Annotated in this window: 12 protein-coding genes, 1 tRNA gene and 2 pseudogenes; 6 read left to right on the top strand and 9 right to left on the bottom strand. The window is 69.2% G+C overall.

Going from position 1 to position 13,879, the window contains the following annotated elements; translation table 11 throughout:
• Positions 1 to 264 precede the first annotated feature (264 nt).
• The 4 genes from ACZ4WH_RS08120 to ACZ4WH_RS08105 all read left to right on the top strand — a co-directional run bounded on the left by ACZ4WH_RS08120 (position 265) and on the right by ACZ4WH_RS08105 (position 4,073).
• Positions 265 to 492, top strand: coding sequence for a ferredoxin (locus ACZ4WH_RS08120; protein ID WP_468177795.1), 228 nt, complete (start codon positions 265 to 267; stop codon positions 490 to 492).
• On the top strand, positions 489 to 1,880 hold the full coding sequence (locus ACZ4WH_RS08115) for an NAD(P)/FAD-dependent oxidoreductase (protein WP_468177793.1): 1,392 nt from the start codon (positions 489 to 491) through the stop codon (positions 1,878 to 1,880). The genes ACZ4WH_RS08120 and ACZ4WH_RS08115 overlap by 4 nt, the downstream gene beginning before the upstream one ends.
• A gap of 25 nt (positions 1,881 to 1,905) precedes the next feature.
• Complete coding sequence (locus tag ACZ4WH_RS08110; RefSeq protein WP_468177791.1) at positions 1,906 to 3,123, top strand: cytochrome P450; 1,218 nt, start codon at positions 1,906 to 1,908, stop codon at positions 3,121 to 3,123.
• Between the two features lie 155 nt (positions 3,124 to 3,278).
• Positions 3,279 to 4,073 carry an SDR family oxidoreductase gene (locus tag ACZ4WH_RS08105; RefSeq protein WP_468177886.1) on the top strand — a complete coding sequence of 265 codons (795 nt, stop codon included), beginning with the start codon at positions 3,279 to 3,281 and terminating at the stop codon, positions 4,071 to 4,073.
• A 3-nt stretch (positions 4,074 to 4,076) separates the two neighbouring features.
• Here ACZ4WH_RS08105 and ACZ4WH_RS08100 read toward each other — a convergent pair whose 3' ends face one another.
• The gene (locus ACZ4WH_RS08100) at positions 4,077 to 5,447 is read right to left on the bottom strand and encodes a hypothetical protein (RefSeq protein WP_468177790.1); all 1,371 of its coding nucleotides are present in this window, start codon (positions 5,445 to 5,447) and stop codon (positions 4,077 to 4,079) included.
• A gap of 352 nt (positions 5,448 to 5,799) precedes the next feature.
• Here ACZ4WH_RS08100 and ACZ4WH_RS08095 point away from each other — a divergent pair.
• A pseudogene (locus ACZ4WH_RS08095) lies at positions 5,800 to 5,952 on the top strand (GYD domain-containing protein); the annotation flags it as partial.
• 39 nt (positions 5,953 to 5,991) lie between these two features.
• Here the strand turns inward: ACZ4WH_RS08095 and ACZ4WH_RS08090 are convergent.
• The 6 genes from ACZ4WH_RS08090 to ACZ4WH_RS08065 form a co-directional block, all read right to left on the bottom strand.
• Positions 5,992 to 7,326 carry a Dyp-type peroxidase gene (locus ACZ4WH_RS08090; protein WP_468177788.1) on the bottom strand — a complete coding sequence of 445 codons (1,335 nt, stop codon included), beginning with the start codon at positions 7,324 to 7,326 and terminating at the stop codon, positions 5,992 to 5,994.
• A gap of 18 nt (positions 7,327 to 7,344) precedes the next feature.
• Positions 7,345 to 8,358, bottom strand: a complete 1,014-nt coding sequence (locus tag ACZ4WH_RS08085; protein WP_468177786.1) for a hypothetical protein — start codon at positions 8,356 to 8,358, stop codon at positions 7,345 to 7,347.
• A gap of 37 nt (positions 8,359 to 8,395) precedes the next feature.
• A complete protein-coding gene (locus ACZ4WH_RS08080) occupies positions 8,396 to 8,929 on the bottom strand; it encodes a hypothetical protein (protein WP_468177784.1) in 534 nt (177 codons plus the stop codon).
• A gap of 117 nt (positions 8,930 to 9,046) precedes the next feature.
• A complete protein-coding gene (locus tag ACZ4WH_RS08075; RefSeq protein ID WP_468177782.1) occupies positions 9,047 to 9,574 on the bottom strand; it encodes a hypothetical protein in 528 nt (175 codons plus the stop codon).
• Between the two features lie 910 nt (positions 9,575 to 10,484).
• Entirely contained in the window at positions 10,485 to 10,949 is a 465-nt protein-coding gene (locus tag ACZ4WH_RS08070; protein ID WP_468177780.1) for a hypothetical protein, read from the bottom strand.
• Between the two features lie 199 nt (positions 10,950 to 11,148).
• Positions 11,149 to 11,556, bottom strand: a complete 408-nt coding sequence (locus ACZ4WH_RS08065) for a hypothetical protein (protein ID WP_468177778.1) — start codon at positions 11,554 to 11,556, stop codon at positions 11,149 to 11,151.
• 165 nt (positions 11,557 to 11,721) lie between these two features.
• Here ACZ4WH_RS08065 and ACZ4WH_RS08060 point away from each other — a divergent pair.
• Positions 11,722 to 11,823, top strand: a pseudogene (locus ACZ4WH_RS08060) (tyrosine-type recombinase/integrase); the annotation flags it as partial.
• Positions 11,824 to 11,894: 71 nt separating this feature from the next.
• Here the strand turns inward: ACZ4WH_RS08060 and ACZ4WH_RS08055 are convergent.
• A tRNA-Arg gene (locus ACZ4WH_RS08055) sits at positions 11,895 to 11,967 on the bottom strand.
• 44 nt (positions 11,968 to 12,011) lie between these two features.
• On the bottom strand, positions 12,012 to 13,679 hold the full coding sequence (locus ACZ4WH_RS08050) for an IclR family transcriptional regulator domain-containing protein (protein WP_468177776.1): 1,668 nt from the start codon (positions 13,677 to 13,679) through the stop codon (positions 12,012 to 12,014).
• Between the last annotated feature and the right edge of the window lie 200 nt (positions 13,680 to 13,879).

Genomic DNA, 13,879 nt, shown 5'->3' with positions numbered 1-13,879 from the left:
CTCGGGCGCGGTCGTCCGATGCCGGCGCGCGTACCCGGCACCGGCCGCCGGCGGCCGTGCGGCGGACCTCCACACGGCTTAGGCTGGTGAGGGCCGAAGTCAGGTTCTCAGGCGGAGCGACACACGCAGATCGCCTTGCGCACGGTCGTCAGAACCGGCGTCTTCTTCCCGCAGTGCTCCTGCTTGTCCCCCGTGCTTCGCAGCCCGAACGGTGCTGCCCCAGAGCCTGCGGTTCTCCAGTCCCCGAGGTGGAGGTCGATCGGGATGAGAGTTGTCGTTGATCTTTCCCGCTGCGAAGGATATGCGCAATGCGCGTTCCTTGCTCCGGATGCCTTCCGGCTGCACGGCGAGGAAGCGCTGATGTATGACCCGCAGCCCGACGACGTCCAACGCGAGCAGGTGCTGCGCGCCGCCGCAGCGTGCCCGCTCCAGGCCATTCTGGTCGACCAGTTGGAGGGGTCCGGCGTGTCGGCGGGGGTGCCGCCGTCATGAGCAGTGCGGACACCTTGCAGGGGTTCAAGCGCGACGGCCGCGTCGTGATCGTCGGGGCCTCACTGGCGGGACTTCGCGCCGCGGAGGCTCTGCGTGACGAGGGGTTCACCGGAACCCTGACCATGATCGGTGACGAGTCGGCCGAACCCTACGACCGTCCCCCGCTGTCCAAGCAGGTGCTCACCGGATGGGTGCCGGCCGAGGGCACCGCGCTGCCGCGACGCCGTGACATCGGCGCGGAGTGGCTGCTGGGCGTGCCCGCCGACGGGTTGGACCTGGCGACCAACCACGTGCATCTCGCCGACGGCCGCCGGATTCCCTTCGACCGCATGCTGATCTCCACCGGTGTCCGTGCGCGGCCCTGGTTCGTCGAGGAGGAGGCGGCCCTGGACGGCGTGTTCGTGGTTCGCACCCGTGAGGACGCCGACGGCTTGCAGCGAGCGATCGCCGCCGGCCCCTCCCGCGTACTGGTCATCGGCGCGGGTTTCACCGGCTCCGAGATCGCCTCCATCTGCCGGGAGCGTGACATCCCGGTGACCGTCGCCGAACTCGCGCCGGCCCCGCTGGTCGGAGGACTCGGCGCCATGATCGGTGACATCGCGGCGGACATGCAGCGCGCCCACGGTGTCGATCTGCGCTGCGGTGTCAAGGTCACCCGGCTGGAGGGTGACGCGCAGGGGCGGTTTCGCCGCGCCCACTTCGACGACGGCAGCACCGTCGACGCCGACGTGGCCGTGGTGGCGCTCGGCGGCATCCGCAACACCGAGTGGCTACGCGATTCGGGACTGGCGGTGGGCGTATGGGGAGTCGCCTGCGACTCGGGATGCCGCGCCTTCGACGTCAACGGCCTGGTCACCGACGACATCTTCGTCGCCGGAGACGTGGCACGCTGCCCGAACCCGATCTACGAGTACCGGTTCATCTCGCTGGAACACTGGGCCAACGCCGTGGAGCAGGCCGAGGTCGCGGCGCACAACATGGTCAGCGCCCAGGCGGACCGCTGGCCGCACCTGTCCATCCCGGCGTTCTGGTCGATCCAGTTCGGCGTCAACATCAAGTCCGTCGGCGTACCGACCTACGCCGACGAAGTCGTCGTCACCCAGGGGTCCGTGCCCGACCGTCGCTTCGTCGCCGTCTACGGCTATCAGGGCCGCGTGACCGCGGCGGTCAGCTTCAACAACGCGAAGTGGCTGGACCACTACCGGCAGTTGATCGAGACCGCCGCGCCCTTCCCGCCTCCCTGCCCCACGCCCGACCAGCCCGCCGACGCGAAACCGGTCCCTGTCGACTTCCCCGGCCCCACTCTGCTCGCGCAGGGCGCCACGGTGGTCGTCACCGGCCACGACCCGGGCGAACGACGCGTCACCGCCATGCGGCAGCACCGGTAGGAGAGGAAGCAGGAGGGAAAGCGACATGACCACGATCGAGACGTCCGACATCCTGCCCCGAATCCTCGACTACTCCTCCCGGGCCGACCCGTACCCGCTCTACGCCGAACTGCGCAGGACACCGGTGGCCCCGCAGGAGGACGGCAGTTACGTCATCAGCACCTACCGGGAACTCACCGGCATACTGCACAATCCGCACCTGAGTTCCGACGTCCGCAATCTGTCCCACCCGATGGCCGCACTCGAGGGACGGACCGCGCCGTCGTTCATCAACCTCGACCCGCCCGAGCACGACCGCCTGAGGCGTATGGCGATGCGCCACTTCGGCCCACCGCACCGCCCGGGGCTGGTGGCCGGCATGGAAGGCGATCTGACCGCCATCGTCAGCGGACTGATCGACGACTTCGCGGACGAACAGCGAATCGACGTCGTCGACGACTTCGCCTACCCGTTCCCCGTCACCGTGATCTGCCACCTGCTCGGTGTGCCGCGCGAGGACGAGCCGCGCTTCCACGTGTGGGTCAACGCCATCATCGACTCGATCAACTACGACCCCAGGACCGACCCGAAGGAGAAACTGGACAACGGCTTGCAGGCCACCAAGGACCTGCGCCACTACCTGGGCGGGCTGCTGGAGCAACGCCACGGTCGGCCGGGCGACGACCTGCTGACACGACTGGCCAACGACGACGGGCCCGATGGGCGTATGACCGACGAGGAAATCGTCAGCACCGCGAACCTGCTGCTCATCGCCGGCCACGAGACCACCGTCAACCTCATCACCAACGGCATGCTGACGCTGCTGCGCAACCCCGAGGTGCTGCGACGCCTGCGCGCCGAACCGGATCTGGTCGTACCGCTGGTCGAGGAACTGCTGCGCTACGAGCCCCCCGTGCACATCATCCCGTGGCGGGCGGCGTACAGCGACATCACCGTCGGGGACACGGTCATCCCCAAGGGCTCGCAGATCATGCTCATGCTCGCCTCGGGCAGCCGCGATCCGCAACGCTTCGACCATCCCGACCGCTTCGACCCCGACCGCCAGGACAACCAGCACCTGGGGTTCGGCAGCGGCATCCACCTGTGCTTCGGTGGGCCGCTGGCCCGCCTGGAGACCCAGATCGCGTTGCGGGAGCTGGTACGCCGTCTCGACGGGCCCCGGCTGGTCGCCGACCCTCCGCCGTACCGGCCGAGCCCCGTCCTTCGCGGACCGATCCATCTGCACGTCGAGCAGGGCGGCTGACGGCGCAGGAGGCCGGACCCGCCGGCGTCGGTCCCCTGCGCCGCGGAAGCCGCCGGACGCGGTCCCGCGGGCCCGGGGGACACCGACCAAGGAGGCAGACCATCGTGAACTCCACCCCCGACGACGCACGTCCTCGGGACGTGATACCCGCGCACATCCTCAAGGGCCAGAAGGCACTGGTCACCGGCGCCAACTCCGGAATCGGCAAGGCGACGGCCATCGCCCTCGGCCGGGCCGGCGCCGACGTCGTCGTGAACTACGTGACCGGTCGCGAGGACGCCGAAAAAGTGGTCGAGGAGATCACCTCCCTCGGCGGGCGCGCCGCCGCCCACGAGGCGGACGTCTCCGACGAGGAGCAGGTCGTCGCCATGCTGGACCGGATGATCCAGGAGTTCGGCACGATCGACATCCTGGTCGCCAACGCCGGACTCCAGCGTGACGCCCCCTTCACCGAGATGTCCCTCTCCCAGTGGCAGAAGGTACTGGACGTCAACCTCACAGGTCAGTTCCTGTGCGCCCGGGAGGCGACGAAGGAGTTCCTGCGGCGCGGGGTCGTGCCGGAGGTGTCCAGCGCCGCCGGGAAGATCGTCTGCATGAGCTCCGTGCACCAGCTCATCCCCTGGGCAGGACACGTGAACTACGCCTCGTCCAAGGGCGGCCTGCTGATGATGATGCAGACCCTGGCGCAGGAACTGGCCCCGCAGAAGATCCGCGTGAACGCGGTGGCCCCGGGAGCCATCAGGACACCGATCAACCGCAGCGCCTGGGAGACGGCCGAGGCCCGCGAAGACCTGCTGCGGCTGATCCCCTACAGGCGCATCGGCGACCCCGAGGACATCGCCAACGCCGTCGTCGGTCTCTCCTCGGACCTCATGGACTACGTGGTGGGAACCACCCTCTACGTGGACGGCGGCATGACCCTCTTCCCCGGCTTCGCCACCGGCGGATGACCTTCAGGGAGCGGCGCCACCGGTTCGGGAACTCGCGGACGGGTCGGGGGCCGGAGCGGTGCCGGCGGCCGGAGCGGCGCCGGTGTCCAGGAACTCGCGGATCACGAAGGCGAGCAGGGTGAGCACCGCCGTCCAGATGACGACCGTCGTCGTCGGGTAGCTCCAGGTGAACAGGACGATCAGCGCGACGAGCAGAACGGCGACTCCGATCCCGCGCCTGAAGCGATGAACGAACCGCCCGACCGCACCCGGGCGAAGCCCCGCCGACCCGGCCACGTCGCGCAGGGCGGCGATGCTCCTGCGGCAGCCCGCACGGGTGAGAACGGCGGTCCGGGAGGGGCCGGCGAAGAAGGCGCCGACGGCGGTGAAGACGGCGACGGCGGCGAGTGCCCGGACCGCGCTGCGCAGGAACCTGACCAGAGCGTCGTACACGGCCCCGGCGGCTGCCTGGGACGTACCGGGCGGCAGATGGTCGAGGTAGACGTCGCGCGCGACGGTGAGGGCGATACCGAGGACCAGCATGGCGACGAACACCGCCAGCGCGGCCCCGATCAGCGCGTGCCGGCGGTTGCCCGCCATGTACACCCCGGCGGCGGCGACCAGCAGCGTGATGACGGGCAGCCAGCCGCCGAGAATCCCCAGCACGCGCAGGTACGTCTTGATCTTGCCGATGTCCTTCGAGGCGAACACCACGAAGTCCGTGTGGACGGCCGGGATCTTCGCAGCGGGCGAGAAACCGGCGCTGACCAGTCGGTCCTTCACCCGGGTGATGATCGGAGCGACGTCGATGGCGACCTGGTTGTCCTTCAGCGAGACCGCGCCTCCGGCGGCCTCGCCCGTCAGGGCCTTGTCCAGCGCCATGTGCGCCCTGCGGTTGCCGTCCACCCAGACCGTGTCGAAGGCGCCGCTCGTGACCACCCGCTGCACCGCGCTGCCGACCAGTTGCTTGAGACCGCTGGAGATCGGACCGTCCAGGTTGTTCAGCAACTGCGCCGCCCGCGGCGGAACCCCCTTCTGCGCGGCCGCGTCCGTCAGCTGCCTGACCACCCCGTCCACGTCGATCTGCGCCAGCACGACGGCGGTGACCCGGTTGGTGACCGCCTTCTGCACATCGGGATTCTCGGCCAGTGGTCCGACCGTTGCGACGTAGCGGTCGGTGTCCCGCACGATGCTGTTCGCCCACACCGCCACGACGGACAACAGCGACAGCAGCGCGGCGAAGAGGATCAGCAGGACCGAGCCGAGCGAGCGGAACCGGTGATGGCCCACCGTCCGCGGTGACCCGGCGTCCTCCAAGGCACTCAGCCGACGCCGCAGTTCATCCAGTTCACCGCGCTCCCCACCGGGGAAAGCGGCGCCGCCGTTGTCGCTCATGATCCCCAGATGATCCCTAGGACGGGGAACCCGCGAGTCGGGGGAAGCAGGCGGGTGAAAGCTGCTGTCGCACCGTGACGGACGCCAACCCGGCCATGTCGGAGGACATGGCCGGCCCGGATCGTGGAGGAGGGCCTGAAGTTCGTGGCCGCCTGCGCGGTGAACCCGGGTGTCGGGCGTAGGGTCGCCAGATGCCGCCCCGTCTGGTGACCAAGGGTGCGGCGCCTGCAACACCTGCTCCGCTCGATGCCTACGGTTGCTCGTACTGCTCGTCCGGGTGCGTATTTCATGCAGGTTCCAGACCAGGTGTCCAGGCTTGTCCGCAGGATGCGTCTCGTGAAGGTGAAAGAACATGCCGACGTACGCCACCTTGCTGGGCTGGACCGATCAAGGGGGTATCTACTGGACCGTCGGTCCATACGACCTTGTGGCCATCGTCGAGGCGCCGGACGACGAAACTGCCACCGCAGCATTCCTGCAACTCGGTGGAGTGGACAACGTACGGTGTCGTCGGGGTGCGGGTGCGGTGCCGATCGCCGCGCTGTCAGTCGTGGAGGTCGCCGAGCCAGCGCAGGGCGGTCAGGCTCGGCAGGAAGCAGTACTCGCCTCCTCGGGTGACGACGAACCGCGGCAGTGGGGTGAGGCGTCGGCGCAGCGGGCGGCGGGGGATGGTGTAGCCGGCGGACCCGTCGTGGGCTCCGGTGACGGGATCTTTGGCGTCGTTCGCGCCGAAGAAGACGCCGTCGTTCATCCATTGCGTCTGGACGAACTCGAACTGCCGCCCCAGGTGTGCTCCGACGAACGCGAACATGAGGCCGCGGTCGGCTCCGTCGTCCTCCAGCACTCCCTCGGGCAGCGGCGGGCCGTAGACGGCGCCGCGTCGGATCATGCGGTGCAGTCGTACCTCTCCTGCCACTGAGGCGTCGCGGGGGTTGGCGCGGCGGATGTGGCTGCCGCCGGGCGTCGTGAATCCCGCCGGATCGTCGGTCTTGTACAGGAAGGTGTTACGGCGGTGCGGGTCCGCGCCGAGTGCGGGATCGTCGGCGTGCGGCGCCAGCGCCAGGGGGGCACCGCTGCGCCAGCGTCCCAGGATCTTCGCGGCGATCAGTTCCTCGTCCTCGGGCCCGGTGGAGTTGTCCTTCAGGTAGCGCCGGAACTCGGCGACGTTCTGATGGAGCTTGCGGAAGACCGCGTAACTGCCGTTGCGGCCCAGCACGGTGGGCTGTGGGCTCTGCAGACCGCCGATCTCGTCCCGGTGGCCCAGGACGAACTCGCCGGCCTTCAGCGGCACTTCGAGCTGGTTGGATCCCGGGATCCCGCTGCCTTCGACGGCCGGATGGCTGACGCCGTCGCGATAGCCGAAATGCTCGGTCTCGGTGGGCAGCGCGTAGCAGTCCTGCCGCCATATCGTCGTCACCCCGGCGAGCCGGTCGTAAGCGGGGCGGGCGCGGTCGAGGGCCGCCTCCAGGCGCTCGGGGTCGGGCGCGACCGCGGTGAGCACCACATGGAGGCCGGGGCTGCCCAGCGGCGTTTCCCAGTGCTCCGGGCTGCTGTCGCCCACATCGCCCAGGGCCTTGGCGCGGGCGGCCATCCCCTGCCGGAACTCCCAGGCGAACGTGTCCAGTGAGGCGCGGGGTACCCCCAGCGCCTCCAGGCCGCGGCAGGTGACGGCCACACTCACCCAGGTCTCTCCCAAGGGGCTGACCGTGTCCGCCGCGGAGGTCACCGCCGTACTCGCGCGCCGCATCAGCTCCCGCCCGTGCGCCCGGTCGTCGATGCGGAAGGCGAGGTAGGTCGCCGCGTAAGGCGTCGGCCGGCCGCTGAGAACCCCGCGCTGGATGTCCGCGAGGTCCAACGTGTCCTCCGTGTGCACACTCACGGTCGACCTCCCGTGGCTCTACTTGGAGACGAGGTTGCGCCAGAAGTTCCGCAGGCTCTCGTCCCCGCCGAACAAGGAGCTGAAGATCGTCGAGTCCGCCAGCAGCAGATCGCCGGCGCGCTCGCCGCCGGAAGGCATCCACAGGAACATGTTGAACTCGGTGTTGCCGACTTCGGTGAACGGATGCGGCCTCGACATGTCGATCGGCTGCCTGGCCAGCACGTGGACGGTGCCCGGCTCGTCGGTCGTCACGTCGTAGTGCGGCAGGTGCATGTGGAAGTTGAAGTTCGTCACCCCGTCCAGCCAGTTCTTCGTATCCAGGTCCCGCACTGTGGACAGAGGAACGATCTGGTTGTTCTCGCGGGTCGCCGGGCGCAGGCCGTACCGGTTCATCACCGGTACTCCAAGGCCCCGCATCACGTCCCTCACGTAGGTGGCGAACCGCTGTTGGCGTGGCACCAGGGGATCGCCGTGATGGCGGTATTCCAGCTCCCGTACCGACGGATCGTCCGATGCGCCGACATCGTGGTGCGGGCCCAGGACGAGACGGGTGTCCTCCCGGGCCAGGAACGCCCGCAGGGCCTCGATCTCCCCGGGCTCGGCCTCCTGCCCGGTGACCGCGTGGTCCAGCCCGAACACGAACAGGACGTCCGTGTCGTCAAGCACCCGCTCGTCCAACGGGGTGAAGAAACCCGCCTGGTCGATGCGCTGGTACACCGGCACGGGATGCCCCGTGACCTCCTTGACGAAGTCCTGGAACGGCACCCAGGCCCAGAAGAACAGCTCCAGCGACCCGGCGACGCCCTGCTGGAACCGGTACGGGTCGGACCACTGCGGGTCCTCGTACGCCGGCCAGGCCGCCCGCCTGACCTCGGTCATCGTGGAGAACCGGTTGTCCAGCTCGGCCGGGTTGCGGCCGGCCTCGGCCGGATAGCTCCACGAGACGTAGATGCTCACCCGCCGCCCGCCAGGGGTGTACTCCCGCGGAATGTGCCTCTGGTTGTAGGTACGTGCGGTCCTGACCTCGCTCATTGCCACTCGTCTCACTACGTCCGACCGTCTGGTCGTCTCACTGCATCTGGTCGAGCATCTGCGACAGGGCGTTCTTGATCAGCAACGCCTTCTTGATCTCGTCCGCCGTCACGTACGGGTACTCGCCGTACTCGATGAAGCTCGGACAGTGGTGTTCCCGTACGAAGCGCACGAACGCCTCGGGGTTGGTCTGCCAGTCCTCGGGAAACCCTTCGAGGTTCTCGAAGGTGGTACTCACGCCCAACTTACTGAACAGCGCGACAGCGTCCTCGGTGTACTTGTCGAAGTCAGTGTCGAAGATCCCCTGATACAGGAAGCGCGTGTCGTCGTCGAAGAGAACCCAGCGCAGATAGTGCAGCTTCAACGGCGCGAGAAAGTGCGGATCCCGCTCCACTGCCTTGGCAAGGGTATGGCCGTGCTCCCGTATCGCGTCGGCCCTGCCCGGCTTGACGTTCGCGATGATGGTGAAGCCGTAGCAGGCCGGAGTTCTCGGAAAGACGGGGCCGTACTTCCCCTGTTCCAGGTGGTCGGTCTCCTTGGGGATGACGACTGCCTGAGGCTTGATCTCCATGTCCGTTCCCTTCCGCATCCGGAGGCCGGGACCGGTCCACCTACAGCGTTGCACTCGACGGCCGAGGGTGCCTGCCGAGCGGCCGGGGCTGATCAGCGCAATCGGGCGGCGCCGACGTCAGTGCGTGACGGCGACCTTGAGGAGCACGATGAGCAGCCCGAGCGTCAGGTTGACGGCCCCGGTCGTCACCACTGCGCGGCGGGAAGCTCCCGCGCGTACGGCGGCGACCGTGGACCAGCCGACATGACCGGCCAGCGCCACGCCCAGGGCCAGCCACAGCGCCCCTCTCGGGCCGATGCCCATCAGGGGGGTCACGGCGACCGCCACGGCCGGTGGGACGGCCGCCTCCACGATGGGCCACTCGGTCACGCACGCCCGCCGTATCTCCCTCGCGCTCACTGGCACGTACATGACCCGCGCCCCGAACAGCCGGGCGAACACGTGGGCCGCCCAGAACACCAACCCTGTGCCCAGCAGCAGGAGAACGAGTTCCAGCCGAGGGAGGGAACCGAGCGAGCCGGTTCCCGCCCCCACCACGACCGAGGCCGCGAGCAGCGAGCCGTACACGGCACCCGTGTAATCGCGCCGCTCCGCGGCATCCGCGTGCGGCATGGGCGGCCTTTGCGTGGGAGGCCGATCTTCCATGATCCCAGTGTGGTCACTTGTGTGGTGCGCCGCACGGCCACAGGCCGTCGTCGCGGTCAACGTCGTGCGGCGTCGTCTGTGCAGGTCAGCTGTGCGGTCGAGCTGGCCTGCGGTGATGGACACCTCAGCCTCTGACGGGGCTCCCCTCCCGGACTGACGGGGCTCCCCTCCCGGACTGACGGGGCTCCCCTCCCGGACTGGCGAGACGGCGGCCCGCCTCCCGAGCGGCCCGCCGGACGTCCTTGAGCTCACCCATCTCCGCGAGATCATCGGCGCCCAGGATCAGCTGCCCGTAGCAGCCCTTGTACTGCGGCTTCAGGGCGGTCCGCACCAGCGACTCAAGTCGATCGACCAGCTTCTCGTGCCGACGCCGGGCCGGCTCGTCCGTGGCAGGCATGTCGCAGCTGCCCACCTCTGCCCGCAGCCCGTGTGTGCCACATATGTGCTGCGAGTACGAAGGCCCTCCCATCCGTCGGACGGAAGGGCCTCGACCTGGTGTTTCTCTGTGCCCCCGGCAGGATCCCCGGGCCGTGCGGCCTGCTCCGCGCTCAGGACACCGAAGGTTCCCGGGGCCCCGCGGCTGTTCCAGTCCGTTGCCGTCCGGAGGCGTTGATGTCATCCGCTGATGTCACTTCGCGGAGCGTCGACGCGTTGCCAGTCGTCGCAGCCTACGGCGGCGCTGTCCCGCTGCGCGCTGCCGAGCTCTCACTATGGCGACTGTCTGAGGATCGCTGATTAGGTCGTAGCCGTGCATCAGGAGCGCGTCGTCATCCTCGGCGAGTAGGGACCGCAACGTGTCGATGCGACGCTCAGGGCTGGTGAGTAGCCGCTTCGACTCCAGCCAAGCGGTTAGACCACCATCGTCTTCCAGCCCGGGACCACCGGAGTCAGCCGGCCCGGCGCCGTCGTGTCAGCCAATCGAGTCGCCCTTGACAGGAGTGGGTGCTACCGCCTCCGGGTCGCTCCCAAGGAACCGCAAAGCCTCCTCGCGGACGGCAGCGTCCTCGTCGGCTGTAAGTGCCTCTAGCTGCTGCACGAACTGGTCCCGCCGGCCATCGGCGATCATCCAGCTTTGATGGTTGTACACTTCGCCGTCGAGCTGGTCAGCGGTGTCGCACGCCCCAGCCCGGGACAGCGTCGCAAGAACGATACGCAGACCAACCAAATCCCGTCGTTGCAGCAGTGCCTCCGCCGTTTCCTGCGTGACTCCAGTGTCGTGAGGGTCCAAAAGAAGCCGTTCAAGGACCGGCTCGACTTCTTCTTGGCCTGCAATCGCCGCAAGCTGCCTGCCTGCGGCAGCTCTGCAAGACCATGACTTTGACTCGGCGTCGCGGAGAGCTGCCCTCAATCCGTCTGCCCTTTGCTCCTGGCGCACGCGGCCATGTTGCCTTCCCCTGGGCCGCGTGCCTACTTCGTTTCCAAGGCCGACTCTGGATGGTGCCGGGCCAGAGTCCCCCAACCTCAGCACTCCCAGCGTTCACTGTCGTCACAGGCCCGTCACTGATCGCTCTTGGACGGCCCACAGACGGCCCAGGACAGAGCGCTGCCGCGCTGCCGCAGGGCGCCTCGGGGGGCTAGTACCGCGCCCACTGTCGCAGCTTCCTGATGACACGATCCTTGTGGATGCGGGTTGCCGAGATTTCGCCTGGACTCGTCATGAACGCCGTGAGGGGGGTCCATCGGTTACGTCCGCTGCGAGCCGTCCACCTCACCGCGGGTAAGTCCGTGATCTCCACGATGCGCTCTCGATCGATTACCCGGGTGCGCAGGTAGCCACGGATCACCAACCGCGAGTGTTCACATGTCACGCCGAGTCGATAGCCCCGCACCGCCAGGACAGCGAACCCGATCACGGCCAGACCCGCCGCAAGCCGCGCGGCGCCGGTATCGGCTTGCGTCGCGTACGCAACGCAGGCAACCGCCGGAACGGCTCCGAGGCCGCTGTTGGCCAGACGATTCAACGTGGTCGGCGATTGCTCCATACGGTTCCTCGTGTGGTCACGTCTGCCGGCGCAGCCTACAGTCGACGGTCCGCTCGACATCATGAGCACCAGTTTGGAAGATCGCGTACGTGGATGCCGGATGAACTGGCAACACGCTGACCAGGGAGCCAGCGTCGTTGTGACTCTGGCGCCCCGTTGTTCCCCATCACCATGGACGTGTACACGCACGTCGTGCAGGACACTCAGCGCGAGGCCATGAGCCACATGGACCGTCTGTTGCGAAGGAGGCGCCCCGATCGTGGGTGACCGCCCCCGTTGATGTCAGAAGCAGATGTCAAAGGCCCCGGACCAGGATCGGTCCGGGGCCTTTGCCCTTGTGCCCCCGGCAGGATTCGAACCTGCGACACCCGCTTTAGGAGAGCGGTGCTCTATCCCCTGAGCTACGAAGGCGTGGGTGGGCGTCCTGGCGGGCGCTCGGTCCACAGGGTACCGGATCAGGACGGGGGGACGTGGGTGAAGCGGGATGCGGTGTGGAGGTCCTGCTGGATGTGGTCCGCCGTCGCGTGGAGGGCGGGGAGGAGGTCGTGGACGCAGTCCCGCAGGGTGCGGCGGGCCGCGTGGGTGGAGATGTTCACGGCGGCCACCGTCCGGCCCGTGCGGTCCCGTACCGGTACGGCGATGGACCGCAGGCCCGATTCCAGTTCCTCGTCGACCAGGGCGTAGCCCTGGGACCGGATCTCGGCGAGCGCGGGTGGCGGGGGGTCGGCGGTGTCCGCCAGGAGGACGCGGCCCAAAGAGGTCGCGGTGGCCGGCAGCCGTGCGCCCACGGTGATCCGTACGGTCAGGACCCGGCTCGCGCCCGCCCCCGCCGTGTACTGGATCTCCTTGCCGTCGCTGGTCAGCACCGCCAGTGCCGTCGGCTCCCGCACCGCGCTCGCCAGGGCCCGCAGGTGCGGTTCGGCCAGGCGGGGGAGTGACGTCCGGGACAGCGGTGGGAAGCCGAGGTCCAGGACGCGCGGGGTGAGGGTGAAAGTGCGGTCGGGATGTGCCGCCACCAGGCCCAGGTGCTCGTGGGTGAGCAGTGCCCGGCGCGCGGTGGCCCTGGACAGGCCCGTGGCCCGGGCCACCTCCGTCAGGGGCAGCGCCGAGCGGCCCTCGCCGAACGCCGTCAGTACGGTCAGTCCCCGGGCCAGCGACTCCACGAAGTCCCGGCCCAGCTCATGCTTGGACGCCGTGGTCCAGGTCGCGAGGCCGGCGGGTCCCGGGCCGGGCTCGGGTGGGGGTGCGGTGCGCAGGTCCGTCTCCATCGCCTTCACCGCCGTACGCAGCCGGGGCAGCAGGCTGGTGCGCAGGTCCGCCGCGGAGTGCCGGCTGGTGTGGCTGACCACGCTCGCCACGCAGGCCATGCGGCCGGTACCGGGGTCCCGTACCGGTACGGACACCGCGACCAGGCCCGGCTCGATCAGCTGGTCGTCCACGGCCCAGCCGTCCCGGCGCGCCCGCTCCACCAGTTCCGGGAAGGAGTTCGTGGAGGAGTTCGTGGAGGAGTCTGTGGAGGAGTTCGTGAAGGCGGAGGCGCCAGCGGGTTTCGCTCTCGGGGGGACGGCGGGGAAGGACGCGTCGTGTACGTCGTCGGTACGGCGTTCCCGCCAGCGCGTCCAGGTCGGTTCCGTCCACTCGGTCGCGAACAGCGCGCCAGGCGCTGTCCGTTCGGCCGGCAACAGGTCGCCGATGCGGAAGCTGACGGACAGCGCGCGGCGGCGGGTGGCCTGGTGGATGAAGCGGATGCCGTCGAGGTCGGAGACCGCGAGCGACACCGACTCGTCCAACTCGTCGGCGAGGGCGTCGGCGCGCGCGTCGAGCAGCGCGGGCAGGCGCAGGGCGGCCAGGTAGGCGTTGCCCAGCTCCATCACGCGCGGGGTGAGGACGACGTCCCGGCCGTCGAGGCGGACGTAGCCCATGCGGCCGAGGGTGGCGGTGATCCGGTCCACCGTGGAGCGGGCGAGGCCGGTGGCCCGCTCCAGCGCGCTCGGGCTCAGCGCGCCGCCCGCCTCGGTGAGCCGCCGTAGCACCGCGACTCCGCGCACCAACGGTCCGACCGCCTCCACCGGTGTCCCGGCCCCGGCGCGGGCATCGGCATCCACTGCGGTCATGGCGGGCATCGTCTCTCCGGTACGGCATCCCATCGGGGCACGCCTACGGTAAACCCCGACCGGCACGCAGCGAGCCCGGCAAGCACCGGCGGGTGAGCGCCGGGCCGGCCCGCCCACGTCAACTCAGCCCCCACCCTCAAGCCCGCGCGCCCACCCTCAAGCCCGCGCGCCCACTCTCAAGCCCGCGCCCCCACCCACAAGGCCGCACC

The sequence above is a fragment of the Streptomyces sp. NPDC029138 genome (assembly GCF_055564375.1).
This window is presented reverse-complemented; position numbering and strand designations above follow the sequence as displayed.